General features: G+C 67.7%; 23 protein-coding genes. 14 read left to right on the top strand and 9 right to left on the bottom strand.

Annotated features, from left to right (window positions below; genetic code table 11):
- Positions 1-38: 38 nt before the first annotated feature.
- Positions 39-1055 (bottom strand): dTDP-glucose 4,6-dehydratase, encoded by a 1017-nt coding sequence (gene rfbB, locus LTT66_RS13740; protein ID WP_233067415.1) that lies wholly within the window; start codon positions 1053-1055, stop codon positions 39-41.
- Between the two features lie 306 nt (positions 1056-1361).
- On the opposite strand from rfbB, the gene LTT66_RS13735 reads away from it, so the two are divergent.
- Complete coding sequence (locus LTT66_RS13735; protein ID WP_181723265.1) at positions 1362-2069, top strand: hypothetical protein; 708 nt, start codon at positions 1362-1364, stop codon at positions 2067-2069.
- Between the two features lie 335 nt (positions 2070-2404).
- Here the strand turns inward: LTT66_RS13735 and LTT66_RS13730 are convergent, their stop codons facing one another.
- A complete protein-coding gene (locus tag LTT66_RS13730) occupies positions 2405-3394 on the bottom strand; it encodes an alpha/beta hydrolase (RefSeq protein WP_233067413.1) in 990 nt (329 codons plus the stop codon).
- A gap of 227 nt (positions 3395-3621) precedes the next feature.
- On the opposite strand from LTT66_RS13730, the gene rfbA reads away from it, so the two are divergent.
- Positions 3622-4494, top strand: coding sequence for a glucose-1-phosphate thymidylyltransferase RfbA (gene rfbA / locus LTT66_RS13725; RefSeq protein WP_181723267.1), 873 nt, complete (start codon positions 3622-3624; stop codon positions 4492-4494).
- 2 nt (positions 4495-4496) lie between these two features.
- On the top strand, positions 4497-5054 hold the full coding sequence (locus tag LTT66_RS13720) for a dTDP-4-dehydrorhamnose 3,5-epimerase family protein (protein ID WP_233069220.1): 558 nt from the start codon (positions 4497-4499) through the stop codon (positions 5052-5054).
- Between the two features lie 58 nt (positions 5055-5112).
- Here the strand turns inward: LTT66_RS13720 and LTT66_RS13715 are convergent, their stop codons facing one another.
- The gene (locus LTT66_RS13715; RefSeq protein ID WP_233067410.1) at positions 5113-6579 is read right to left on the bottom strand and encodes an MFS transporter; all 1467 of its coding nucleotides are present in this window, start codon (positions 6577-6579) and stop codon (positions 5113-5115) included.
- A gap of 85 nt (positions 6580-6664) precedes the next feature.
- On the opposite strand from LTT66_RS13715, the gene LTT66_RS13710 reads away from it, so the two are divergent.
- Positions 6665-7093 carry a MarR family winged helix-turn-helix transcriptional regulator gene (locus LTT66_RS13710; protein WP_233067408.1) on the top strand — a complete coding sequence of 143 codons (429 nt, stop codon included), beginning with the start codon at positions 6665-6667 and terminating at the stop codon, positions 7091-7093.
- A gap of 22 nt (positions 7094-7115) precedes the next feature.
- Here the strand turns inward: LTT66_RS13710 and LTT66_RS13705 are convergent, their stop codons facing one another.
- Complete coding sequence (locus tag LTT66_RS13705; protein ID WP_233067406.1) at positions 7116-7958, bottom strand: helix-turn-helix domain-containing protein; 843 nt, start codon at positions 7956-7958, stop codon at positions 7116-7118.
- A 240-nt stretch (positions 7959-8198) separates the two neighbouring features.
- The gene (locus tag LTT66_RS13700) at positions 8199-8774 is read right to left on the bottom strand and encodes a DUF4282 domain-containing protein (protein ID WP_233067404.1); all 576 of its coding nucleotides are present in this window, start codon (positions 8772-8774) and stop codon (positions 8199-8201) included.
- Positions 8775-9311: 537 nt separating this feature from the next.
- Here LTT66_RS13700 and LTT66_RS13695 point away from each other — a divergent pair.
- From LTT66_RS13695 to LTT66_RS13685, 3 genes are all read left to right on the top strand, one after another.
- A complete protein-coding gene (locus LTT66_RS13695) occupies positions 9312-9830 on the top strand; it encodes a hypothetical protein (RefSeq protein ID WP_228820319.1) in 519 nt (172 codons plus the stop codon).
- A gap of 205 nt (positions 9831-10035) precedes the next feature.
- Positions 10036-12222, top strand: coding sequence for a molybdopterin-dependent oxidoreductase (locus tag LTT66_RS13690; protein WP_233067402.1), 2187 nt, complete (start codon positions 10036-10038; stop codon positions 12220-12222).
- 232 nt (positions 12223-12454) lie between these two features.
- Positions 12455-13087, top strand: a complete 633-nt coding sequence (locus LTT66_RS13685; protein ID WP_233069219.1) for a pyridoxamine 5'-phosphate oxidase family protein — start codon at positions 12455-12457, stop codon at positions 13085-13087.
- A gap of 30 nt (positions 13088-13117) precedes the next feature.
- Here LTT66_RS13685 and LTT66_RS13680 read toward each other — a convergent pair whose 3' ends face one another.
- The gene (locus LTT66_RS13680; protein ID WP_233067400.1) at positions 13118-13417 is read right to left on the bottom strand and encodes an SAM-dependent methyltransferase; all 300 of its coding nucleotides are present in this window, start codon (positions 13415-13417) and stop codon (positions 13118-13120) included.
- Between the two features lie 300 nt (positions 13418-13717).
- The gene (locus LTT66_RS13675; protein ID WP_233067398.1) at positions 13718-14845 is read right to left on the bottom strand and encodes a helix-turn-helix domain-containing protein; all 1128 of its coding nucleotides are present in this window, start codon (positions 14843-14845) and stop codon (positions 13718-13720) included.
- A gap of 262 nt (positions 14846-15107) precedes the next feature.
- Between LTT66_RS13675 and LTT66_RS13670 the strand changes: the two genes are divergently transcribed.
- Positions 15108-16577 carry an FAD/NAD(P)-binding protein gene (locus LTT66_RS13670; RefSeq protein WP_233067396.1) on the top strand — a complete coding sequence of 490 codons (1470 nt, stop codon included), beginning with the start codon at positions 15108-15110 and terminating at the stop codon, positions 16575-16577.
- Here LTT66_RS13670 and LTT66_RS13665 read toward each other — a convergent pair.
- A complete protein-coding gene (locus tag LTT66_RS13665) occupies positions 16574-17422 on the bottom strand; it encodes a helix-turn-helix transcriptional regulator (protein WP_233067394.1) in 849 nt (282 codons plus the stop codon). The genes LTT66_RS13670 and LTT66_RS13665 overlap by 4 nt on opposite strands.
- Positions 17423-17522: 100 nt before the next feature.
- On the opposite strand from LTT66_RS13665, the gene LTT66_RS13660 reads away from it, so the two are divergent.
- The 3 genes from LTT66_RS13660 (at position 17523) to LTT66_RS13650 (ending at position 19331) form a co-directional block, all read left to right on the top strand.
- Positions 17523-18242 (top strand): SDR family oxidoreductase, encoded by a 720-nt coding sequence (locus LTT66_RS13660; protein WP_233067391.1) that lies wholly within the window; start codon positions 17523-17525, stop codon positions 18240-18242.
- Positions 18243-18319: 77 nt separating this feature from the next.
- A complete protein-coding gene (locus tag LTT66_RS13655; protein WP_233067390.1) occupies positions 18320-18724 on the top strand; it encodes a hypothetical protein in 405 nt (134 codons plus the stop codon).
- A 133-nt stretch (positions 18725-18857) separates the two neighbouring features.
- Entirely contained in the window at positions 18858-19331 is a 474-nt protein-coding gene (locus tag LTT66_RS13650) for a hypothetical protein (protein ID WP_233067387.1), read from the top strand.
- A 313-nt stretch (positions 19332-19644) separates the two neighbouring features.
- On the opposite strand, the gene LTT66_RS13645 is transcribed toward LTT66_RS13650, so the two are convergent.
- Positions 19645-20100: a GtrA family protein gene (locus LTT66_RS13645; RefSeq protein WP_233067385.1), complete on the bottom strand. Its 456-nt coding sequence runs from the start codon at positions 20098-20100 to the stop codon at positions 19645-19647.
- 117 nt (positions 20101-20217) lie between these two features.
- On the opposite strand from LTT66_RS13645, the gene LTT66_RS13640 reads away from it, so the two are divergent.
- The 3 genes from LTT66_RS13640 (at position 20218) to LTT66_RS13630 (ending at position 24629) form a co-directional block, all read left to right on the top strand.
- The gene (locus tag LTT66_RS13640; protein WP_233067383.1) at positions 20218-21699 is read left to right on the top strand and encodes an FAD-binding oxidoreductase; all 1482 of its coding nucleotides are present in this window, start codon (positions 20218-20220) and stop codon (positions 21697-21699) included.
- Positions 21696-22457, top strand: coding sequence for a decaprenylphospho-beta-D-erythro-pentofuranosid-2-ulose 2-reductase (locus LTT66_RS13635; protein ID WP_181723278.1), 762 nt, complete (start codon positions 21696-21698; stop codon positions 22455-22457). The genes LTT66_RS13640 and LTT66_RS13635 overlap by 4 nt, the downstream gene beginning before the upstream one ends.
- Positions 22458-22568: 111 nt before the next feature.
- Positions 22569-24629, top strand: a complete 2061-nt coding sequence (locus tag LTT66_RS13630) for a galactan 5-O-arabinofuranosyltransferase (protein WP_408638791.1) — start codon at positions 22569-22571, stop codon at positions 24627-24629.
- Positions 24630-24738 lie beyond the last annotated feature (109 nt).

Raw genomic sequence — 24738 nt, 5'->3', positions numbered from 1 at the left:
GGCGCCGCGGGGCTGGTCCCCGGGGCGCCGTCGCCGTCTCAGTCCCCGGCCGCGCTGAGCGTCCGCTCGCCGGCCGCGAGGTAGGCCCGCTCGGTGTCGGCCTTGTACGGGCGCCACCAGTCTTCGTTGTCCCGGTACCACTGGACGGTCGCCGCCAGACCGGCGCGGAAGTCGGCGTAGCGCGGGTGCCAGCCGAGTTCGGCACGCAGCAGGGTGGCGTCGATCGCGTAGCGCTGATCGTGACCGGGCCGGTCGGTGACGTGGTCGAAATCGTCGGGGTCGCGGCCGAACTCCGCGAGGATCATCCGCACCACGGACTTGTTGTCGAGTTCGCCGTCGGCGCCGATCAGGTAGGTCTGCCCGATCCGGCCACGCCGCAGGATCTCCCACACGGCGCGGTTGTGGTCCTCGACGTGGATCCAGTCGCGCACCTGGTGTCCCGCGCCGTAGAGCCGGGGGCGCACCCCGTCGATCAGGTTGGTGATCTGGCGCGGGATGAACTTCTCTACGTGCTGGTAGGGCCCATAATTATTGCTGCAATTGGAGATGGTGGCACGCACGCCGAACGAGCGGGTCCAGGCGCGCACCAGCAGATCGCTCGAGGCCTTGGTGGCCGAGTAGGGGCTGGACGGGTTGTACGGGGTGGTCTCGGTGAACGCCGGGTCGTCCGGGGTCAGGTCGCCGTAGACCTCGTCGGTCGAGACGTGGTGGTAGCGCACGTCGTGTCTGCGCACGGCCTGCAGCAGCGAATAGGTGCCGACGATATTGGTCTGCACGAACGGCCACGGCTCGGCGAGGGAGTTGTCGTTGTGCGACTCGGCGGCGAAGTGCACCACCGCGTCCACGCCGCTGACCAGTTCGTCGACCAGGTCGAGGTCGGCGATGTCCCCGTGCACGAAGTCGACGCGGTCGGCCACCGGGGCCAGCGAGGCCCGGTTCCCCGCGTAGGTCAGAGCGTCGAGGACGGTGACGGTCGTATCCGGATGGTCGGACACGGTCTGCTGGACGAAGTTCGCGCCGATGAAACCGGCGCCACCGGTGACGAGCAATCGCACCCCATGACTCTACGTGGGGCCGGTGCGCCCCTGCGACGGACTCGAAATCCGATGCGGCCGAGGGCCACTCCAGGTTTTGGATCTGTGACCTTCGTCTCATTGACTTCCCAGCCGGAAGAACTTCCGGATTGATTTGTCAGGGAAAACCCCGGTCATCGCCCACATTTCCGCGACCCCACCAAGCCGCAAGTCTCGATGGTGAACAAAATTTGAATAAATAGTCACAACGGGTTCACCACGCGTTAGCTGCTCTAGATTTTGCTCATCTAGTCCCCTCCGAACGTTCCAATCGAGGTTCCAAACAAAATGCTGATGAGGAAATTCGCCGCGACGTCGGCACTGCTGATCGCCGCTCTCGGCGTCACCGCCGGCACCGTGAACGCGGCTCCGGCCCCCGAGGCCGATGGCGCGGTGAACTTCACCGCCCACGCGACCGACACCCAGTCCATCATCACGACCGATGCCGGTTCCATGGTCGTCGAGGATGGCACCTTCAAGGTCAAGGCCGCCAACGGCGACGTGCTGACCGGCATGCCGCTCACCTTCCGTGTGGACGACTTCGAGTTCCCGATCGCTGCCGAGATCGCGGACCGCACCGCCACCCTGACCCCGCAGTTCGACATGGCGCACGCGACCTACAAGCCGGTCGCCCTCCCGTTCGAGGAGAAGGCGCCGTGGAAGTCGGAGTACGACCGTGAGGTGGCCGCCTTCAACCGCATGAAGGACACCATCTCGACCGGTGCCGCCATCGGCACCCTGGTCGGCGGCATCGGCGGCGGCGCCGTCGGTTGTGTGCTCGGCGGCATCGCCGGCGCCACCGTCGCCTCGGCCGCGATCATCGGCCTGTTCGGCGCGTTCATCCCGGCCGCGGCCATCGGCTGCCTCGGCGGCATTCTCGCCGTCGGCGCGCTGGGCACCCTCGCGGGGCAGCTGCTGATCACCGCGCCGGTCGCGATCGGTGCTGCGATCCAGTACTTCACCACGATCAACCAGCCGTTCACGCCCGCCAAGTAATCCACGGCTGAACGCGTACAACTGAATCGATAACGGAAGCCCCGTCCGAGCGATCACGCGGACGGGGCTTCCGTTGTTCCACTTGCCTGCCGAAGGTGAACACACGCTGAACAAAATGGAAGTTATATACTTTGCCCGGAGCTGACCTGCACTATCAAGGACAGATAACTTCAGTTCGGAATCAATTGGGTTCCTGGTCGCTTCGAGCGGCATGTACCGAAACAGCGGTCGTGACGGGATGCAGCCCGCCGACATCGCCGTCGGCGCACCCCACAAAGGACGCGAGCCCCGTCCCGGCTGATGCGGAACGAGGCTCGCCTCGGAAGGCCGGACGGTCAAGCTGTCCGTGCCTGCTGGTCGTCCTCGATGCGGGCCCGCACGAACCGCGAGACCCGCGCCAGCGCCGCCCTGCTCTCCGGCAGGCCCGGCGCGATGCTCATGAAGGCGTGCACCTGGCCGCGCCACAGTTCCAGCGTGTTCGGCACGCCCGCCGCGGTGAGCCGCTGTGCCATCAACTCGGAGTCGAACCGCAGCACCTCGTCCTCGGCGGCGATCAACAGCACCGGAGGCAGCCCGCCCAGGGCCGCGTTGACCGGTGACAGGCTCGGATCGAGCATCCCGTCGACCTCGGCGCCGATGCGCACCACCGCCTGCAATGCCGACAGCGGGATGTACGGATCGCGCGTGACGTTCACGTAGTCCCGCTTCGCCCCGTAGTCCAGGTCCAGCAGTGGGCTCAGACCGACCAAACCGGCCGGCGCGGGCAGTCCCGACTCCAGGGCCAGCAGTGCGGTCGCGAAGGCCAGGAATCCGCCCGCGGAGTCGCCCGAGAAGACGATCCGCGCCGGATCCGCGCCGTGGCGCAGCAGCCAGCGGTAGGCGGACAGGCAGTCCTGCACCGACTGCGTGATGCGGGTGCGGGGCAGCTGGCGGTACTCGACGTTGATCACGGGCAGCCCGGTACGGCGGGCCAGGCTCGCCGCGACCGGACGGTGGCTGCAGGTGTCGCAGATCGCGAAGCCACCGCCGTGCATGTACAGCACGGCGCCATGGCGCAGCGCCCGCGCCGCACCGGCCGGACGGATGATCTCCAGGCGGATACCGTGCAGCGAAACCTGCTCCCGATCGATGCCGTGCGGCCGCGGACGCAACCGCGCCAGCCCGTTCACCGTGGCCGCGCCGAAAGGAATGGTCGTCCTGGTGACCGGGAACGTGCGCAGCACCGGCCGCACCACGCCCATACAGGTGGCCAGCAGCAGGCGCGATTGCGCGCTGGGGCCCTTCGGATTCATCACCACGCCGGGCTCGCCGTGTCTGGTCGCCATCGCGCACCTACCTCGAACTGGCGCGCCGATTCACGACCGGACCGAGGTCGCCCAGGCGAGGTGTCGGCGCTGACATCTCACACAGTGTCTTTTCAGAACACCATGAGCATCGTGATCTATGCAACAGAATCGCCCGATACCCGCCGTAGCGAAACGCCCGTAACCGAATCGAGGACTAGTCGGAACCTCACCGAATCCCGGCGCCGGGAAACTGGCAGACTCCATGCATGCGCGGAATCATCTTGGCGGGCGGCACCGGCTCCCGGTTGCACCCGATCACGCGCGGGGTGAGCAAGCAGCTGGTCCCGGTCTACGACAAACCCATGGTCTACTACCCCCTGTCCACGCTGATGCTCGCGGGGATCAGGGACATCCTGGTGATCACCACGCCCGACGACGCCGCGGCGTTCCGGCGGCTGCTCGGCGACGGCGCGCAGTTCGGCCTGTCGCTCAGCTACGTGGTTCAGCCCGAGCCCGACGGCTTGGCCAGGGCATTCGTCCTCGGCGCCGACCACATCGGCACCGATTGCGCCGCCTTGGTGCTCGGCGACAACATCTTTCACGGGCCCGGTCTCGGCACCAGTCTGCACCGCTTCCACGAGATCGACGGCGGCGCGGTGTTCGCCTACTGGGTGTCGGACCCGACCGCCTACGGCGTCGTGGAGTTCACCGAGGGGCGCGCGGTGTCCATCGAGGAGAAGCCCAAGGCGCCGCGGTCCAATTACGCCATTCCCGGGCTGTACTTCTACGACAACGACGTGGTGGAGATCGCCCGCTCGCTGCGGCCCTCGGCGCGCGGCGAATACGAGATCACCGACATCAATCGCGCCTACCTGCAACAGGATCGGCTGAGCGTGGACGTGCTCGCCCGCGGCACCGCCTGGCTGGACACCGGCACCTTCGATTCCCTGCTGGACGCGGCGAATTACGTTCGCACGATCGAGGAGCGGCAGGGCCTGAAGATCGGCGTCCCCGAGGAGGTGGCCTGGCGGATGGGCTACATCGACGACGAGCAGCTGTGCGCGCTCGCCGAACCGCTGGTCCGCTCCGGTTACGGCCGCTACCTGCTCGATCTGCTCGAACGCGGACGGGACTGGTGAGCATGGAGTTCCGGGAACTCGCCGTGCCCGGCGCCTGGGTGGTCACCCCGCGTCAGCACGGCGACGATCGCGGCATGTTCCTCGAGGGGTTCAAGGCCTCGGAGTTCGAGAAGGCGACCGGGCGGGCGTTCGACCTGCGGCAGGTGAACTGCTCGGTCTCGGCAGCCGGTGTGCTGCGCGGCATCCACTACACCGAGGACCCGCCCGGTCAGGCCAAGTACGTGACCTGCGTGCGCGGCGCGTTCCTCGACGTGGTGGTGGATCTGCGCCCCGGCTCGCCGACCTACGGGCGCTGGGACAGCGTGCTGCTCGACGACGTGGACCGGCGCTCGGTCTTCCTGTCCGAAGGACTGGGCCACGCGATCCTCTCCCTGGAGGACGGATCGACGGTCACCTACCTGTGCTCGCTGGAATACCGGCCCGAATTCGACCACGACATCGACGCGTTCGATCCCACGCTCGGCATCGAGTGGCCGCGGGTGGCGCGGGACGGCAGCGAACTCACCTTCGTCCGTTCCGCGAAAGACACCGCGGCCCCGCCGTTCTCCCGACCCGCATAAGCGCCCATATGCCGAGCGCCGCCACCCGGTACGGGGGCGGCGCTCGGCGGTTGCGCGGTCAGGCGACGAGTTCCAGCTCCTTCACCTCGTCCTCCGTCCGCTTCTGGGCGCGGAAGCGCGGCGCGAAGGCCAGCAGGGCGACGAGCGCGCCGACGATGGACACGCCCGCGGCGAACTCCAGGCCCGGCCGGTAGGTGTCGAGCATCCCGGCGGCCGAGATGTCGGCGTGCGCGCCGGAGGAGATGATCGCCGTGGTCACCGCGAGCACGATGGCCGCGCCGACCTGCATGGAAGTTTGCAGCACGCCGGCGGCGAGACCCTGCTCCTCGTCCTCGATGCCGTTGGTGGCCTGGATGTTGATGGCCGGGAAGCCGACCCAGCCGATGCCGATGAGCAGCACCGCGGGCAGCAGCATCGTCAGGTAGGAGGGCGCGGTGTCCAGCCGCAGGAACAGCAGGTAACCGACGGCCATCACGACCATGGTGACCGCGATCACCGGCCCGGTGCCGAAACGATCCACCAGCTTGTCGGAGAAGAACGCCGACAGCACGACGAGCAGACCGACCGGCAGCAGCGCCATGGACAGCTTCAGCGGCGACCAGCCGAGCGTGTCCTGCATGTACAGCGTCACGATGAACTGCCAGCTGAAGTAGGAGCCCGCCACCGCGACGATCGCGAGGCTGGCGCGCACCAGCGAGGACTTGCGCAGGATGCCGAGACGCACCAGCGGGTAGCGCACCCGCTTCTCCACCGCGACGAATCCGGCGAACAGCGCGACGACCGCGACGAACGAGCCGATGGTGCGCGCCGACGCCCAGCCCGCTTCGGGCGCGGCGACCACGGTGTACACCAGCAGCAGCATGGCCGCGGTGGACAGCAGCGCACCCAGCAGGTCGTGTCCGCCTTCCTCGGCGGGCTTGTCCTTGGGCACCAGCACGTAGGCGGCGGCCAGCGCGGCGAGCGCGATCGGCACCGGAAGCAGGAACGTCCAGCGCCAGCCGACACCGGTCATCAGGCCGCCGAACAGCAGGCCCATGGAGTAGCCACCCGCGCCGAACACCGTGTAGATGGACAGCGCCTTGTTCCTGGCCGGTCCCTCGGCGAAGTTCGTGGTGATGATGGACAGGCCGGTCGGCGCGGTGAACGCGGCGGCGAGGCCCTTGACGAATCGGGTGATGATCAGCAGCGGACCGGAGCTGACCAGACCACCGGCGAGCGAGGCGACCGCGAAGACCGCGAGCGCGATCAGGAAGACCTTGCGCCGACCGAGCAGGTCGGCGGTGCGGCCGCCGAGCAGCAAGAGACCGCCGTATCCGAGCACGTAGCCGCTGACCAGCCACTGCAGGGTGGAGGTGGACAGATCGAGTTCCGCGCCGATGGACGGGAGCGCGACACCGATCATCGAAACGTCGAGACCGTCGAGGAACAGCACGATGCACAGCGTGATCAGCATGCCCCAGAGCCGGGCTGACCATCTGGTCGGATCGGTCGCCGCGGCGGCCGAGAGCGTGGCTGGTGAAGTCATGCGGGGAACATTACATGCGCGTGCATTAAATGCCAACACATTTAATGCAGTTGCATGGACATGCCGGCGCCACTAAGATGGGGCCATGTCGAAGCCGACCACCGTGAGCACGGCCCGGCGCGCCCCCGCGCCCACCGGGCTGGTTGGAGAGTGGCGCGAGCTGCTCGACCGGCACGCGACGGTGAGTTGCGCGCTCGAGAAAGCGCTGCAGAACGGCCATCACATCGGGCTCAGCGAATTCGAGACGCTGGACCGCCTGGTGGACGCGGACTGCGGCGACTACCGCATGAGCGACCTGGCCAACGACATCTACCTGAGTCAGAGCGCGCTGTCACGGGCCGTGGCCCGGCTGGAGCGCGACGGTCTCGTCCGGCGCACCATGTGCGCGGAGGATCGCCGCGCCGTGTTCGTCTGCCTCACCGAGAAGGGCCGCGAGGTCTACGAACAGGCCCTGCCCACCCACCGGGCCGTCCTGAGCGACACCTGGGAGTTGCCGGGCCCGCCGAAGTGCTGATCAGCGCGCGAAAGCCCGCGAATCACAGGGCCCGGCGGGCGGCCTCGATACCTGCCCGCGCGTCGACCGCCACCGCCTCGATGCCGGCGAACGCCGCGCGGAAACGCGCGATCTCGTGCTCTTTGTCCACGTAGATCGGTCCGGTGAACGCCTCCACATAAACCACCGGCGGTTCGGACGGCTCGCCGGAAGGCGCCTCGGGGAAATCGAGCAGCACGAACCGGCCCGAGGTCATGCCGTCGTGATAGCGGGAATCCATCGGCACCAGCCGGATCCGGACGTTCGGCAATTCGGCCATGCGGTGCAGCTGGTCGAGTTGCTCGGCGATTACCCCCGGGTCGCCGATCCGCCGCCGCAGCACCCCCTCGCCGATCAGCGCGTCCAGCCGCAGCGGTGCGTCGTTCCGCGAGACCAGCGCCTGCCTGGCCTGCCGTAAGCGGACTCTGCGTTCGAGTTCGTCGGTGGACAACTCCGGGTACGCCGCGGCGAACACCGCGCGGGTGTAACCCTCGGTCTGCAGCAGTCCAGGGACGAGTTCGTTCTCGTAGGTGGCCAGCCGGGTGGCCGCCTCTTCCAGTCCGATGTAGACGTCGAAGCCCTCCGGGATCACGTCGCCGTAGGCGGTCCACCACCCCTTCGCCTTGGTGTCGCGGGCCAACGCACGCAGCGGTTCGAGCAGATCGGGCGGCGCGCCGTAGACCTTGCACATCGCCTCGACATCGAGTCCGCGCAGCGAGGTCTGCCCGGTCTCGATCCGCCAGATCTTCGCCTCCGACCACTCCAGCTGCTGCGCGGCCACCCGCGTGGTCATCCCCGCCCGGTTGCGCAGATCGCGCAGCTGCCTGCCGAGCTGCCGTCGCGGCATAGTCGATCCGGTCGTCCCCTGTGGTAGAGCCATACTTCCCCCCTGTTTCGCCGTACACCGGCCGCACCGTGATCCGTGCTCGGTCCGCGACGCGGCCGCCTCTCCGGACACCCGTGGTGGATCTGCGGGGTATCCGAACAGCATTGTTCACAGTGAAACTCACACCGGTCACGGTGCGTGTCTCAGCTAGGCCGGTGGCCCCTGGGAGTCAAACTACTTCCGCCCGGCATGTTTTCGCTCCTACCTGCGCGGGTTTCGCTTGCGGAAGCGCCAGAACTGCACCGCCCGAACGTCTTCGGACAACTGGTTGACCGGCTCGGCCACGTCCGACAGCGCCTGGAACAGGTCGTCGGCCAGCTCGCTGATGTGCTCCACCCTGGTCGCCAGGCGCGAGGCGTTCACCAGGAACTCGAGCATCAGGCGGACGGCGGCCGCGATGGTCAGGCCGAGCGGGACGCCCAGCACCGCGGCGAGCACGCCGAGCACCGCCGACACCCGCCACGCCGACACCGTCAGCGCGATGGGGACGGCGAAGGCGAACACCAGCCCGAGGATGTACGCCAGCGGCAACAGCGTGCGGGTGGCCGGGCGGTGGAACTGCACGTCGATCAGGGCGCGCGCGGCCGCGGCGCTCCACTGCGCGAACGCACGCGGGCTGCGGAACGGCTCGGCGGGCTGATCCTCGTCGGCGGCGGCCCCGGACAACCGCCTGGCCGCCGACTCCTTCCAGGCGATCCAGCGCGCTTCGGCCTCGTACTCCCCCTCGTCCGCAGGCGCACCGGCGGGCCCGCCGGTGCCGTTGGGTTCGTCACTCATACCGTGTCCTCCTCCGGGCCCGGCGCTCATGGGCTGTCCTCCTCGGCACGCGCGGGCCCTGCGTGGTCACGCAAGCTGCCGCCTCCGGGCCTGACGCTCATGCTCTGCCCTCCTTCGGCATGCGCGGGCCCTGCGTGGTCACGCAAGCTGCCGCCTCCGGGCCTGACGCTCATGCTCTGCCCTCCTTCGGCATGCGCGGGCCCTGCGTGGTCACGCAAGCTGCCGCCTCCGGCCTGACGCTCATGCCGGAATCCTCCCTGCCCGGCGCGCGCGGATCCAGCCGGAAACGCACGTGACCGGGATGTTTTCGCACCAGCAACATCGTTCACAACCGTCCACAGCGATCTCGCAGCCTCGGCGCAGCGAGAATCCAGGTCCGCGGCTGAAAGTAGCTGCGTGGCAACCGTGGCGAGCCACCTCGGGATGCCCGGCGGAACGCCGACGAACCCTCTCGGAAATGAGACGTAGGCGACACTCCGGAAATTCTTTCGGAGAACCCGTAACGCCCGCGGCTGCCCGCGCCGATACGACCCATGAATGCAGGACCCAGAGATCTACCGGGGAATGGAGAAGACAGTGCGCACCACGTTTCCGACTTCCGTCACGGCGGCCGAACTGACCGCCGCTGCGCAGGACTACAACCAGCGCGGGTGGACGGTCGCCGAAACGGCCAACGGTCTGAGCCTGATCACCGACGACGACCTGTCCGGCATCGAGGTCTCCGGCGAACTGGCCGGCGAGGTCCGCCGCTTCCTGCGCGCGAACAACCTGTCCGGCGCGGTCATCGAGATCCCCGGCCCGGAGCGTCGTGAGATCCACCTGGTCACCGGCGTCCGCAAGGCCGCGATGGCGTTGCAGGCGCTGCGCGAGGCCGGCGCCACCCTGTACACCGACGGCGCGGGCATCCCGCTGCCGCCCACCCAGCTCTCGGCCGGTTCGGCCTGCTGGGGCGTCGCGCCCGCCGAGGCCCGCTGGGTGCCGCCGGTCGTCGCGATCGCCGCGGCCGTGCGCGCGGCCACCGCGTCGCGCCGCGCGAAGCTGACCATCGCCTGCTGAGCAACGCGCCCCTGATCGAGTTCACCTGCTGATCGCGGGCCGGGGCCACGCTACCCGGCCTGTTTGCGACCGGTATCCATCCCGGCGCTCCGGCTCCCCACCCCGGAGCGCCGCCGGGTACCGGTCGTTCGGCGTTGTCGATGTTCGGCGTTGTCGATATCGTGCGTTCGCTTTTCAGTTTCGCCACCGGACGACAAGATGGGGTATGGCCCCGATCACGCAATCGCGCAATCTGCTGCGGACCTGCCCACTCTGTGAGGCGGTCTGCGGCCTGGAACTCACCCTGGACCCCGACGACCACGTGACCTCGGTCCGCGGCGACCGCAGCGACCCCTTCAGCAAGGGCTTCATCTGCCCGAAGGGGGCCAGCTTGGGCCACCTCGACGAGGACCCGGACCGGGTGACCGAACCGCTGATCCGCGATCGCGCGACCGGCACCTGGCGTAGCGCGACCTGGGACGAAGCCTTCGACTACATCGCCGAACGCTTTCCCGCCGTGGTGGCCGAGCACGGAAACCAATCGGCTGCGGCCTACTTGGGCAACCCCAACGCGCACACCGTGGCCGGAGCGCTGTACCTGCCGATACTGCTGCGGGCGCTGGGCACCAAGAACATCTTCTCGGCCAGCACGGCAGACCAGATGCCCAAGCAGGTGGCCAGTGGACTGATGTTCGGCGACCCGCTGACCGTGCCGGTGCCCGATCTGGACCGCACCGATTATCTGCTGATGCTCGGGGCGAATCCGCTGGAATCGAACGGCTCGCTGTGCACCGCACCCGATTTCCCGGGCAGGCTGAAGGCGCTGCGCGGCAGGGGCGGCCGCTTCGTGGTGGTCGACCCCCGGGTGACCCGCACCGCGAAACTGGCCGACGAGCACCTGTTCATCCGGCCGGGCAGTGACGCCTACCTGCTGTTCGGCATCGTGCACACGCTGTTCGCCGAGCAGCTGACCGATCTGCGCGTCGAGGTCACCGGCCTGGACGAATTGCGCACGGCCGCCGCGGCCTTCGACCCGGATACGGTCGCGGCCCGCACCGGCGTCCCCGCGTCCACGATCGTGCGCCTGGCTCGCGAACTCGCGGCAGCGCCGACCGCGGCGGTGTATGCCCGCATCGGCACCTGCACCGCCGAGTTCGGCACGATCACGCAGTGGCTCGTCGACGCGATCAACGCGCTGACCGGCAACCTCGATTCCCCTGGCGGCGCGATGTTCGCCACCGCCGCCGCGGGCGGCATCCCGCGTACCAGGCCGTTCCGCATCGGGCGCTGGACAAGCCGGGTACGCGAGCTGCCCGAGGCGATGGGTGAACTGCCCGTCGCGACGCTCGCCGACGAGATCGCCACGCCCGGCCCGGGGCAGATCCGCGCGCTGGTGACGGTAGCCGGGAACCCGGTGCTGTCCGCGCCGAGCGGCGCACGCCTGGACGAGGCGTTCGCCCAGCTCGACTTCATGGTGAGCGTGGACCGGTACCTGAACGAAACCACCAAGCACGCCGATGTGATCCTGCCTCCCCCGCGCCCCACCCAGTCGGCGCACTACGATTTCGCGCTTCTGCAATTCGCCGTGCGGAACTACACCCGCTACTCGCGCCCGTTGGTGCCACTGGGCGACCGGCCGTCCGAGCCCGCCGTCCTTGCTCGTCTCGCCGCGGCGCTGACCGGCAGGCCGCACGACGGCTCCGACGGGGTGGATCCGCTCACCGCCGTGGACGAACTCGTCATCGCGGGGCTGCTGCACAAGGCCGGGTTCGCGCAGCGGCGCGGCGACCTGATCGGCGAGAACAGCACCGAGCAGCGCATCGACCTGATGCTGCGTCTCGGACCGTACGGGGAATGGAACGGCGGCACCCTCAACCTGCAAGTGCTGCTGGACAACCCGCACGGCATCGACCTCGGCCCGTTGCAGCCACGCCTGCCCGGCGTGCTCCGCACCGCGACCGCGAAGGTGGACCTCGCCCCGCGGCCGCTGCTCGACGACGTGGCGCGGATGCGGGCGCGACTGTCCGACGCCGCACCGGAGATCGTGCTGATCGGGCGGCGGCAGCTGCGGTCCAACAACAGCTGGATGCACAACATCGCAACGCTGGTGAGCGGATCGAATCGCTGCACACTGCACATCAATCCGGCCGACGTGGCGCGACTCGGACTCGGCGACCGAGCGGTGGTCAAGTCCGCCGCCGGGACGCTGACGGTTCCGCTGGAGCCGACCGAGGCCATCATGCCCGGCGTGGTGAGCCTGCCGCACGGGTGGGGACATGTCGACAGCACGCAGACCGTGGCCCGCGCGCACGCCGGCGTCAATGCCAATGTGCTCACCGATGATTCGGTGGTCGACGCGCCTTCCGGAAACGCCGTGTTCAACGGTGTTCCGGTCACGCTGACCCCCGCCTGAGGCACCGCACATCACTTCCGCAAATCCCGACCGGCCGGAAATAATTCCGGCCGGTCGGCTCTTAGCTAATCTACGGAAACCCCTGCGCCGCACGCGAATCACAGGCATCATCTACGTGGATTCCGACGTTTTGCCGGGTACGGATCATCTAAAATTGGCGCGATCTCGGTACGACCGCGGTTCAACGTCGAGCCTGGTGAACCCAGCATTCCGGCGACCAGAGGGGGCGGCAATGCCCGGCACACACAACGGCAGCGACGGTGAGCGTGAGCTGCAGGAACGGTACGGAACGCAAGATCGAGCCCAGCGCTTCTACGACGATCAGGTGCTCGATCGGCTCAATCCGACGATGATCGAATTCATCGGCCGGATGGACATGGCGTTCATCGCCACGGCGGACAAACACGGCGAATGCGACTCGACTTTCCGGGCCGGGCTGCCCGGTTTTCTCCACGTCATCGATGAGCGCAGGATCGCCTACCCGGAATACCGTGGCAACGGCGTGATGGCCAGTCTCGGCAATATCCTGGAGAATCCGCACGTCGGGATCCTGCTCATCGATTTCGTGCGCGACCTCATCGGACTGCACATCAATGGTTCGGCACACCTCGTCTCCGACCCAGCCCTCCGCAGCGTCGTCACCGACCTGCCCGTCAACCACAAGGGCCGCGTCGCCGAACACTGGGTAGTGGTCGACGTGGAAGAGGCCTATATCCATTGCCGCAAGCACATCCCGCACCTGGTGCCCGCCCCGCGCGAACAGCGTGAGTGGGGCACCGACAACGTGCGCGCCAAGGGCGGCGACTACTTCGGCGCGAAGGCGCAGAAGAACGAGCTGGCCGACACGCTGATCAGTGGTCCCTGAAGGTCGGTACGCGGCCGAGCGCGCCCAACATCAGCCGCCCCTCCAGCGATCGTGAGCGCAGCGCGGGACCGCGAGGCCACCAGTCGCCCAGCTCGACCAGGCCGGGTCGATCAGCTCCAGCCCGCCGAAGTAGGAGGCGATCTGTTCCCGGGTGCGGAACCAGCCCGAACCCAGCCCGTGGACGAATCGATGCTCGAGTTCGCGTGCGAGTCGGTTAGCGCCGGGATCGCCGCTGGGATCGAGGTAGTGGCTGAGCGCGAGATGTGAACCGGGCGGCAGGAGTTCGGTGTACTCGCCGACGATTCCGGCGGGGTCGAGTTTGTCGGGCACGTGATGCAGGACGCCGGACAGGATGACTGCCAGCGGGCGACCTGGAAAGGTCAGGCCGGGCCGTTCTGCGTGCTTCGCTGAGCGGCGAGGTGGTTCAGGAGCCCAGAAACGGTCTGCCGGTGGTCAGAATGTTGTTCCACATACCCAACAAGAATTCGATGAGCATCGGCACCCCTTTCTCGACCAGCGCCACTTGCGCCGCACATCACAAGCCCTACCCGAGTGCTGATCCCCCAAGCAAGCAAGGTGACCCCAGTTGTGGGAACACCGATCTGACCTCGATCTTTCGCTAGGTCCGCATCAGATGAGTCGCTGGTCTATATCGCCGTCCACGATGCGCAGTGTGTTTCGGGCGGCGGTGGGTTCGTAGTGGTCGGTGAAGAGTTTGGCGACGAGTTCGCCGCGGCTGGTGACACCGACCTTCTCGAAGATGGCTTTCACGTGGTCGCGGACGGTGTGTGCCGACAGAAACAGTTGCGCGGCGATCTGCGCGGTGGACAGACCTCGGGCGATCAGTTCGGTGACATCCACTTCTCGATCGGTCAGGGCATAGGCCGCCACGATCAGCGATGCCACGTCCGTGGGTCTGGCCGGTGCGAGAACGAGTGCGGTCATGGCCGCTGCGTCGGCGCTGTCCCGCAGGCTCGACGCGTGACAGACCAACCAGCGTCCGGTTCTCGTCCGGACGCGAATACGTGCGTTCTCTCCGGTCATCCGAGTATGGCCCGCAGTGGTGAGGACCCAGGTCGGTAGGGGCAGGGCGATCCCCTTCTCAGTCGGAAGGGCGGGACCGACAGGCATTTCGGCGAGTAGGTGGCGCGCCTCGTCGTTGATCGATACGAGCGAGCCTGCTGTGTCGAACAGCAGCATGCCGGGAGTCGCGCCCAGGTCTCGGGGAGCGCCGGCTACCGGACGCGCGAAGCTCCGGAGTCTCCGCGCCATCGGAACGGAGATCGCGTGGACGAGCGCGATGTCTTCGTCGCGGAACGGATGTCGCCCTCGCTCGCGAAACAGGCTGAGGTGTCCCCATCGTTGGCCGTCGACCCTAAGAACTGCCCGCAGCTCATCATCGAAACCGCGTGGACACATGAATTTTCGGTACAGGGGGCTCGATGCAGGGCGGTCTCCAGTGGCCTCGCGCAGCCCCGCCACGGGCACCGAAGCGCGTGCCAGATCGCGGAACGTGTTCACATGTTCGGCTGAGAGCTCGGTTTCCCAGTAGTCCCCGCATCCTCCCTCGTGCAGGTTCTCCACCCGCACCGGTGCGGTGGTCAGGCCGTTGAGCGGGTCGGTCGCCACCCAGACCGCAGCGTCGAACGGAGATATCTCGCGCAACCGGGTGGACGCGACAGCGAACAGCGCATGTGCGTCGGACGCCCGGTCGATGCTGGTGAACAGGGCCTCGATCGTATGGCCGGACGCGCTCATATCGACCATTCTGGTCTCGCCTGTGGAGGCCGACCATCCCGCAATCGAGGGATCGCTTCCCGCGGTTTTCGGGAGGCCGGTCCCGCCACACTCTCACCACCATCGTCCGTCCCGCAGACGCCCTACGTGTCGACCATGTCCCCGCAATCGCGGGATTCCACTCGTGAACCCGCCGAGCGACGCTGGCTGCGCAGACACAGCGCAGGGTTCGCCGGGGTCCTAGGCCCCACCTTCCGCGAACCGACCACAGGATGGAGAAGCGATGAAGATCGGCATCGTCGGAGCAGGCGTCGCAGGTGTGGGCCTGCTCGATGCGTTCGCCCGGCTGGATCCACTGCCCGGCGACATCACGGTCTTCGATGCCTCGCCCGTGTTGTGGCGGGGCCGCCCGTACCAGCCGGACCTCGATGCGGTGCGCGTGAACGCCCCACCCGCACGGATGTCGATGCGCCTCGATGACGCAGGACACTTCGAACGTTGGCTGCGGAAGCACGGTGACTGGAGCATGTTCCACGACGAGGGATTGGGCGTGCCCATCGTCCCCCGCAGGGTGTACGGCGATTACCTCGAAGAGACCGCCCAGACGGCTATCGCGCGACTGCGCAATGGAGGTTGGCGGATCGAAGTGGTGAACGAGCCCGTCACAGGATTCGTGCGCGACGACTCGAATGTTCTGGTCACCGGCAGCGGCGGTCGTTATCACGTGGACCATGCCGTTCTCTGCGTCGGTAGCGGCAGCCCTCGCGACCATTACGGGCTCACCGGAAACGCCGGGTTCTTCGTCGAGCCGTATCCGCTGGCGGACACGCTGACCCACGTGCGCCCGGATGCGCATGTCGCGGTGATCGGCAGCGGTCTCACGGCGGTGGATATCGCGGCATCGCTGAAGGCGAACGGCCACATCGGCCCGATCAGCTTCCTGTCTCGAAGCGGTGTCCTTCCCTTTGTGATGCAGCGTCCCACGCCGTTGGCGCCGCGTCACCTCGTCCCGCCCAACGCGATGCGCCTCGCGGCAGCGGGCGCAGGCCTCGGTGATGTGGTCGCGCTCATGCGCGCCGAACTCGACGACCTGGGCGAAGACTTCGACAGGTTCGCGGCGGAGATTCTGGACACCGGAGCCGACGAGCCCGTCACCCGATTGAAGCGTCAGATCGCCGAGATCGACTCCCCGGAGCTCGGCCGCCGGTTGTTGGTCATGGTGACCCGGATGGTGGGGCCCATTCTGTGGCCCGCGCTCCCGGTCCGACACCAGGAGTTGCTGCGCGCCGAATACTTCCGCACGATCAACAGCCTGACCTCACCTATGGTTCCGCACAACGCCACTATCGTCCTCGAGCTGCTGAACTCGGGGCAGCTGCGCTTGCATCGTGGCGTCACCAAGATCGAGGCCGATGACGAAGATGGTTTCCGCATCACCGATGAGACGGTGTGGACCGCCGATATCGTCGTCAACGCGGTAAATCCGCCTGCTTACACGACACCTCAGGCAACCGAGCCTTTGCTGGAGTCGCTGCTCGCGGCCGGCGCGGCGCAGTTCGCGCCGACCGGAGGCCTACGGACGCAGTCCGGCACCCGTCGCCTCCTTGTCGATGGACACCCGGACCCGGCCTGGCACCTGGTCGGCAATCTGGCCGCCGACTCACTGTTCATCGCGACCAACCCGACCCACTTGGCCGCGGAATCAGCCTCGGTTGCCACCTATCTCGTCGCGAGGGCGGCCACGGCACATTAGTTGGTCGGCTCGAATCGTTCCAGGCCGGTGACACGGAGAAGCTCGAGGGCCGTGGCCGTAGGAGTGCCCGGGGCGGCCGAGTAGACGACGACGTTCTGATCGGCCTCAGCTACCAGCAGGGCGTCGCAGTCGAGGGTGAGGATGCCCAGGTCCGGGTGTGCGACGGTTTTGGTGAGGCTGCGCAGCCGTCCGGAACGTCCCGCCCGCCACAGCTCATCGAATCGCGCGCTACCGGATCGAAGTTCGTCGATCAGCTGCGCGAGGCCCGGATCCTTCGGGTACTTGGCCTGTACCGTGCGCAGACAGCCGACGCAGTCGACGGCGTTGGCCGCTTCCTCCTCCTGCGTCATGACCAACCGGTCGAGCCCGGCGCCGAGGAACCGCTGCCACATGATGTTGCGCTGGGCCGGTGGCCGCTCGGAGAAGTCGCCGAACAGCGCCGCCGCCAGCGGATTCCAAGCCAGCACATCGGATTTGGCGGACAGCACCAGGGCGGGCAGGTCCACCATGCGGTCCAGTAGGCGCAGGACGCTGGGGCGGATCTGCATGGGAATGCGCCCGGCCTGCGGCGGATCGGATCCGGCGAGCCGGAAGATCAGATCACGGTCGGAGTCGGTCAACCGCAGCGCCCGGGACAATGCGTCCAGCACCTGCTCAGAGGGTTTGGGGCCGCGCCCTTGCTCGAGCCGGACGATGTAATCGACACTGAGCCCGGCCAGCTGAGCGACCTCCTCGCGCCGCAGCCCCGGAACCTGCCTGCGGGATCCGCCTGGCAGTCCCGCGGCGGCGGGTTGGATGCGCGAGCGCGCGGTGCGCAGCACCATGGCCAATTCGACTCTGTCCACCTGCACATCCTGCCGCAGGACCGACGGTCCGGGGTGGTACCGGCAGTCCCATGCCTCGCAGGCCCTGGAGTCGGCGGGTCACCGGCGCGAGGCTACGACCATGACGACAACGACGATTGCCCTGGTGACCGGAGCGAACAAAGGACTCGGGCGCGAAACCGTACGCAGACTGGCCGGCTCGGGTTGGGAGGTGTTCCTCGCCGCACGCGACACTGTGCGCGGCACCAGGGCGGTGGCCGAACTGGCCGAGGAGGGCTGGCAGGCCCGCTTCGTCCAACTGAACGTGACGTCGGACGAATCCGTGACCGCGGCGGCCGACGCCGTGAAGGCTTATGCAGGCCGCCTCGACGTGCTGATCAACAATGCCGCTATCGGTGGCCCGCGCACTCATCCGGCTGATACGCGCGTCGATGAGGTGCGCGAGGCGTTCGAAACCAATGTCTTCGGCCCGATCCGGGTGATTCATGCCTTCCTGCCGCTGCTGCGCGCCTCGGATCACCCGCGCATCGTCATGGTCTCCAGCGGCATGGGATCGATCGCGACGCTCACCGACCCGAAGTGGGAGGGCCGCCTGCCGCTCGCACTCGGCTACCCGACGACCAAAGCCGCCATGAACATGCTCACAACCATGTACGCCCTCGCCCTGAACGACATCCATGTCAATGCGGTGGATCCCGGTTTCACGGCCACCGACCTCAACGGTCATACCGGTTTGCAGACCGTCACCGAGGGCACCGACGCCATCGTCGAGCTGGCATCCGTAGGTCCCGACGGGCCCACCGGCGGGTTCTTCGATAGGAATGGAACCACCCCGTGGTGAGGGCAGCGGCGGTCGTCACGCTGCTGGGCCTGTGCGTGGCACTGTTCATATTCATGGTGAGACCGGAGGATCATCCAGTGGAACGACAGAATTCCAGCGACACGACCGTGCTGTCGATCGGACTGCATCCCAGCGCCGTCGACTACAGCCGTTACCCGGCTATCGACGAAGCGACCCTCACCGCGCGCATCGAGGCGGGCGAGGCCGCGCTCCGCGACGCCGGATTCGACCTCGTTTCCTGCCAGGTGCCCGCCGACCCCGATGCGGCCGAGACGAAACTGCGCGAATGCGCAGCGGGCGGGTCATTCCATGTCGCCATGATCGGCGCAGGCGTACGCATGGCGGCCGAGCACACCCTGCTGTTCGAACGTCTCGTGAATGTGGTCACCGAACTCGCGCCCGGAATACGCTTTTGCTTCAACACCTCACCGGAAACCACCATCGACGCCCTGCGCCGCTGGGTACAGCCGGCTGGGCGCTGAGGACCCGAGCGAAATCGTGCTGCTTGTTTCGGTTTATCGGCCATTGGTGTGGTGGCGAGCGTAGAGTTCTGCGGTCAAAGGTCGGTAGGCGCATCCGTTCCGGGTGCAAGGATCGGGAGGGGATGGCGTCGTGGTGGCAGAGACAGTGGCGGTCATCGTGGCCCAGGCGTTGGCAGCGGGTGCGGTCGCGGGATTGGGTGAGTCCGCCAAACAGGCAGTGGCCGATGCCTATCAGCACTTGAAAAGCCTGGTGAACAACCGCTACGGGCAGGTGGACGTGGTCGCGCTGGAGCAGCGGCCGGCTTCGGAGCACCGCCGCCAGGAGTTGGCCGAGGATCTGCAGCGTGCCGGCGCTGACGGGGATGCGGAATTGCTGGCGGCAGCCCAGACGCTGATCGCGATGGTGCGCGCCCATGAGACTGCGGCGGGAGCGGCAGTTGGTGTGGATCTGGAACGGGTCGCCGCAGCGGCATTGCGGATCCGGGAGGTGCAATCCACCGGAACTGGGGTGCGAGTGGTCGACGGCACTTTCGACGGAGCGATCGAGATAGGGTCGGTACGAGCGGGAAGGCAGGACCAGCAGGACCCTCCTTCAGCGCGCCGGTAACCCCCACCCCGACCGCGCCACCATTCTCTCCGGGAGCGGGGGGCACGACGTACCTGCTTCACGGTGTGAGCGCTGGGGCCATTGCTTTCGGCGGCACCCTCCCACACGAGCCGCCGCTGCCTGTCGCACGTTTCAGCCTGACTCTCGCCTGTATATCTACGCGGAGATGGCTGAAGCCTTCGAGATGCTCAACCAGATTCTCCCTGATGTAGAGCGGGTGATATCGGATCAACCGGATGTGCCGGATGATTGGCTGGAATGATCATCCGGCCGGTTTCGAATCCCGAGCAGGATGCTAGGGCCCGCTCATCGCTCAGCGGATCTTGAAGATCACCAAGCGTTGGACGACGAAGTTGATGACCGTCGCGGTGCCCTGGGCGACGACGAAGGCCAGCGGCTGCCGCCACCACTCGTCGGGCAGGGTGAAGTACAGGGCTGTGTTGATGCCGACTTGCACCGCGAAGGTCACCGCGTAGAGCGCGACCACCGCGAGGAAGCGGACGCGGCTGGGTGGGGCCTGGAAGGTCCAGCGCCGATTGATCAGGTAGGCCGTTGTGGTGCCCGCCACGAAGCCGATCGACTTCGCGACGCTGACCGGGAGGCCGACCAGGTTGAGCAGCAGGCTGTAGAGCCCATAGTCGACGACGGCCGAGAACCCGCCGGTCAGGGTGAACCGGATGATCTGCGTCCTGAGGTCGACCTCGGTGCCGCCGGGCTCGTCGACCAGGGGCAACTCCGCCGGAAGCGGCAGGTGGGGTTCGGCTTGCACGCCGACGAGCGTAGCGCCGACCGGGGCGAGCGGCGGATTCGGTGCTGAACGACGCGTACGTCACTACCCATGGGTAGAGCGACCCCGACCCGATCCGCCGTCATACCTGTAGCCTCTATGCCGATGTCCACGAAAGCTCCGACCGCCACCAAGACAACCGGGAACGGCGCCGGCGTCACGAACGACGACCCGGCCGCGGGTACCGCGTTCACTCTTCCGACGCGCACCCGTACGTTGACCGGGTGGGGTCGCACCGCGCCTACCTCTTCCGAAGTGCTCTCGACCAGCGATCCCGAACTGATCGCCAAGGCAGTCGCCATGGTCGCCGAGGACAACGACAGCAAGCCCGCCCACCTGCGGCGCGGCGTGATCGCACGCGGCCTCGGCCGCTCCTACGGCGACCACGCGCAGAACGCGGGCGGCCTGGTCGTCGACATGACCGCGCTGAACAACATCCACCGCATCGATCGCGACACCCGGATCGTGGACGTGGACGGCGGCGTCAGCCTGGACCAGCTCATGAAGGCCGCGCTACCGTTCGGCCTCTGGGTGCCGGTGCTGCCCGGCACCCGCCAGGTGACCATCGGCGGCGCGATCGCCTCCGACATCCACGGCAAGAACCATCACAGCGAGGGCAGCTTCGGCAACCACGTGCGCTCGATCGATCTGCTCACCGCCGACGGGCAGGTTCAGCACCTCACGCCGAAGCGCAACGCCAAGCTGTTCTGGGCCACCGTCGGCGGCAACGGGCTCACCGGCATCATCATGCGCGCGACCATCGAGATGGTGCCGACAGAGACCGCCTACTTCCTCAACGACGGCGTGAAGACCACGACCCTCGAGGAGACCATCGCCGCGCACAGCGACGGCAGCGAGTCGAACTACACCTACTCGAGCGCCTGGTTCGACGTGATCAGCCCGCTGCCCAAGCTGGGCAGGGCCACGATCACCCGGGGCAGGCTCGCGAAGCTCGACGAGCTGCCGAAGCGGCTGCGCAGCAAACCGCTGAAGTTCGACGCGCCGCAGCTGATGACCGTCCCGGACATCTTCCCGAACTGGACGATGAACAAGCTGACGCTGATGTCCATCGGCGAGGCGTACTACCGGATGGGCGGCAACTACACCGGCAAGGTGCAGAACCTGACGCAGTTCTATCACCCGCTGGACATGATCGCGGAGTGGAACCGAGGCTACGGCTCCAACGGCTTCCTGCAGTACCAGTTCGTGGTGCCGACCGAGGCGGTCGAGGAGTTCAAGCGGATCATCGTCGACATCCAGGCGTCCGGGCACTACTCCGCGCTGAACGTGTTCAAGCTGTTCGGCCCGGGCAACCAGGCCCCGCTGAGCTTCCCGATGCCGGGCTGGAACATCTGCGTCGACTTCCCGATCAAGCCGGGCCTCAACGAACTCGTCGGCGAACTGGACCGGCGGGTGCTCGAGTTCGGCGGGCGGCTGTACACCGCGAAGGATTCGCGGACCACCGCCGAGACCTTCCACAAGATGTATCCCCGGATCGACGACTGGATCAAGGTCCGCCGCAGCGTCGATCCCACCGGTGTTTTCATGTCCGATATGGCGAGAAGGCTGGAGCTGCAGTGATCAATGCCGTTGGCAACCCGCAGTCGATTCTGCTGCTGGGCGGCACCTCGGAGATCGGCTTGGCGATCTGCGCGGAGTACCTGAAGAAGGGCCCCGCGCGCATCACCCTCGCGGCGCTGCCCGGTGATCCGCTGCGCGAGGACGCGGTCGCCCAGATGAAGGCCGCGGGCGCGAGCGAGGTCGACGTCATCGATTTCGACGCGCTCGACACCGACGGCCACGCCAAGGTGATCGACGCGGCGTGGGACTCCGGTGACGTGGACGTCGCCATCGTCGCCTTCGCGCTCGACGGCGACGCCGAAGAGCTGTGGCAGAACCAGCGCAAGGCGGTGCTGGTCGCCCAGGTCAACTACACCGCGGCAGTGTCCGTCGGCGTCCTGGTCGGCGAGAAGATGAAGGCGCAGGGCTTCGGGCGGATCATCGCCCTGTCCTCCGTCGCCGGTGAACGGGTGCGCCGCTCGAACTTCGTCTACGGGTCGACCAAGGCTGGCCTGGACGGCTTCTACCTCGGACTCGGCGAAGCGCTGCGCCCGCACGGGCCCCGCGTGCTGGTGATCCGGCCCGGCATGGTGCGGACCAGGTTCTCCGCGCACGTCAAAGAGGCTCCGCTCACCGTCGACAAGGAAGACATCGCGGTGCTGGCGGTGTCGGCGTCGCAGAAGGGGAAGGAACTGGTCTGGGCGCCGGGAGCCTTCCGCTACGTGATGATGGTCCTGCGGCACGTCCCGCGCTCGATCTTCCGCAGACTGCCGATCTGACCTTCGGCGAACGAGCTCGGACCCAGTGCCCGCGTGATCGATGATCGCGCGGGCACCTATCGTCTGACGGAGTGGATCCTGTGAACCCGGAGGCGCCATGCGAGTAACCCCATGCGACGTGCGCGGAGCGGTCCGTTGAGCACGGTGACCGCGACCGGCGCAGCGCCGCCGCGTCCCGTCGATCCGGCCCCGGCGCCGGGGCGGAAGGCGCTGGTGGTGCGGCAGATCGCCGCCGGGGTGGGTGAGGCCGCGCTCGCCGCCCTCGTGGCCGCGGTGGTGGCCGCCATCGGGCTCGTCGCGTTCTCCATGGTGCAGTGGCCCGCCTTCAACTCCTCCAACGTGACGCGGGCGCTGACCACGGTGGGGCAGGTCGGCGCGGCGGCGCTGCTCGCGGTCGCCATCGCGCTGCTGCGGCTGCACAAGTGGCCCTGGGCGGCGAAACTGCTTTCCTGGGTCGGTCTTTCGACGTTCGTCACGTTCACCCTCGGTATGCCGCTGGCGGCGACGAAGCTGTACCTGTTCGGCGTCTCGGTGGATCAGGAGTTCCGCACCGAATTCCTCACTCGGCTCACCGATTCCGCCGCGCTGCGCGACATGACGTACACGGATCTGCCGTCGTTCTACCCCGCGGGCTGGTTCTGGATCGGCGGACGGGTGGCGAACCTGCTCGGCATGGACGGCTGGGAGGTGTTCAAGCCGTACGCGATCGGCTTCCTCGCGGTGGCCGCGGTCGTCGCGCTGGTGCTGTGGTCGAAGCTGATCCGCGCGGACTGGGCCGTGGGCGTCACGGCGGCGAGTACGGCGGTCACGCTGGCCTACGCCGCGCCCGAGGCGTACAGCGCCGTCATCGTGCTGCTGCTTCCGCCCGCGCTCGTGCTCGCCTGGGGCGCGCTGTACCGGCCCCTGGAGGACGCGCGATCGGGATCGGCCGAGCACCGCACCGCGGGCGGCTGGGGTGCGGTTGTCGGCACCGGGCTGTTCCTCGGCTGGGCAGCCACCTTCTACACGCTCTATTTCCTGGTGGCCGCCTTCGCGGTGGCCCTGATGGGTCTGCTGTCGGCCGTGCTCGCGGTCGGTCAACAGCGCCGGACGAACCATCCACGCCGTCCCCGCGAGGCCGTGGACGCCGGCCGTCCCGCCTGGCGCGCGGCAATCCCGCCGCTGACGCGGCTGGTGGTGATCGGCGCGATCTCGGGTCTCATCGCACTCGTCGTATGGGGGCCGTACCTGGCGAAGGCGCTGCGCAGCACCACGGCGAGTTCCGGGACCGCCCTGCACTACCTGCCGGAAGCCGGCGCGGAGCTGCCACTTCCGATGTTCCACTTCTCGCTGCTCGGCGCGCTGTGCCTGATCGGCACGATCTGGCTGGTTCTGCGCGCCGCGTCGTCGCGACGGGCGCAGGCGCTGGGGGTCGGTGTGGCGGCGATCTACCTGTGGACGCTGCTGTCCATGGCGGCGACCGCCGCGGGCACCACACTGCTGTCGTTCCGCTTGGAGCCGGTGCTGCTGGTGCTGCTGTCGGTGGCGGGCGCGTTCGGCTTCGTGGAGGGTGCGCGGGCGATCTACCAGGCGTTGAACGAGCCCGCCCGGTTCCGGATCGTCGCGATCGTCGTCGCGACGATCGGCGCGCTGGCCTTCAGCCAGGACATCCCGCACGTCCTGTCTTCGGAGATCACCACCGCATACACCGACACCGACGGCGACGGAAACCGTGCCGACCAGCGGGGCGTCTCGGCGGTGTCGCACTTCGACGAGGTGGACGCGGCGCTCACCGCGCAGACCGGACGGCCGCGCTCGGACACAGTGGTGCTCACCGCCGACACCAGCTTCCTCTCCTTCTATCCCTACTTCGGCTTCCAGGCCCTCACCTCGCACTACGCCAACCCGCTGGCCGACTTCGCAGGCCGGGCAGCGACCATCGAGCGCTGGAGCAAGCTGAAGACGCCGCAGGAGCTGCTCGACGCGCTGGCGACGAGCCCGTGGCGCGCGCCGGACGCGTTCCTGTTCCGGCGCAGCGGCGACGCCTACACGCTGCGGCTGGCCAAGGACGTCTACCCGAACGACCCGAACGTCGAGCGCTACTCGGTGAGCTTCCCCAAGGAGCTGTTCGCCGACCCGCGTTTCACGAACACCGACATCGGGCCGTTCACCCTCGTCACCGTGCACCGCTGAGCGATCTCACCCACACGGGTGATTGAACTCGCGCCGAATGGATAACCCTTTCGTTTGTCGGTCCGCGCACAGCGTGGTTGGTACGAAAGGCGACTGATTCAGCGCTGGC

It is taken from the genome of Nocardia gipuzkoensis, assembly GCF_021183645.1.
Lineage (GTDB): Bacteria > Actinomycetota > Actinomycetes > Mycobacteriales > Mycobacteriaceae > Nocardia > Nocardia abscessus.
This window is presented reverse-complemented; position numbering and strand designations above follow the sequence as displayed.

Coding starts and splice junctions, on each gene's coding strand:
- rfbA (WP_181723267.1), top strand. CDS start 3,622: ATGCGCGGAATCATCTTGGCGGGCGGCACCGGCTCCCGGTTGCACCCG.
- LTT66_RS13720 (WP_233069220.1), top strand. CDS start 4,497: ATGGAGTTCCGGGAACTCGCCGTGCCCGGCGCCTGGGTGGTCACCCCG.
- LTT66_RS13705 (WP_233067406.1), bottom strand. CDS start 7,958: ATGCCGCGACGGCAGCTCGGCAGGCAGCTGCGCGATCTGCGCAACCGG.
- LTT66_RS13670 (WP_233067396.1), top strand. CDS start 15,108: ATGAAGATCGGCATCGTCGGAGCAGGCGTCGCAGGTGTGGGCCTGCTC.
- LTT66_RS13715 (WP_233067410.1), bottom strand. CDS start 6,579: ATGACTTCACCAGCCACGCTCTCGGCCGCCGCGGCGACCGATCCGACC.
- LTT66_RS13675 (WP_233067398.1), bottom strand. CDS start 14,845: ATGAGCGCGTCCGGCCATACGATCGAGGCCCTGTTCACCAGCATCGAC.
- LTT66_RS13710 (WP_233067408.1), top strand. CDS start 6,665: ATGTCGAAGCCGACCACCGTGAGCACGGCCCGGCGCGCCCCCGCGCCC.
- LTT66_RS13730 (WP_233067413.1), bottom strand. CDS start 3,394: ATGGCGACCAGACACGGCGAGCCCGGCGTGGTGATGAATCCGAAGGGC.
- LTT66_RS13735 (WP_181723265.1), top strand. CDS start 1,362: ATGCTGATGAGGAAATTCGCCGCGACGTCGGCACTGCTGATCGCCGCT.
- LTT66_RS13685 (WP_233069219.1), top strand. CDS start 12,455: ATGCCCGGCACACACAACGGCAGCGACGGTGAGCGTGAGCTGCAGGAA.
- LTT66_RS13695 (WP_228820319.1), top strand. CDS start 9,312: ATGCAGGACCCAGAGATCTACCGGGGAATGGAGAAGACAGTGCGCACC.
- LTT66_RS13630 (WP_408638791.1), top strand. CDS start 22,569: ATGCGACGTGCGCGGAGCGGTCCGTTGAGCACGGTGACCGCGACCGGC.
- LTT66_RS13660 (WP_233067391.1), top strand. CDS start 17,523: ATGACGACAACGACGATTGCCCTGGTGACCGGAGCGAACAAAGGACTC.
- LTT66_RS13690 (WP_233067402.1), top strand. CDS start 10,036: ATGGCCCCGATCACGCAATCGCGCAATCTGCTGCGGACCTGCCCACTC.
- LTT66_RS13700 (WP_233067404.1), bottom strand. CDS start 8,774: ATGAGTGACGAACCCAACGGCACCGGCGGGCCCGCCGGTGCGCCTGCG.
- LTT66_RS13640 (WP_233067383.1), top strand. CDS start 20,218: ATGCCGATGTCCACGAAAGCTCCGACCGCCACCAAGACAACCGGGAAC.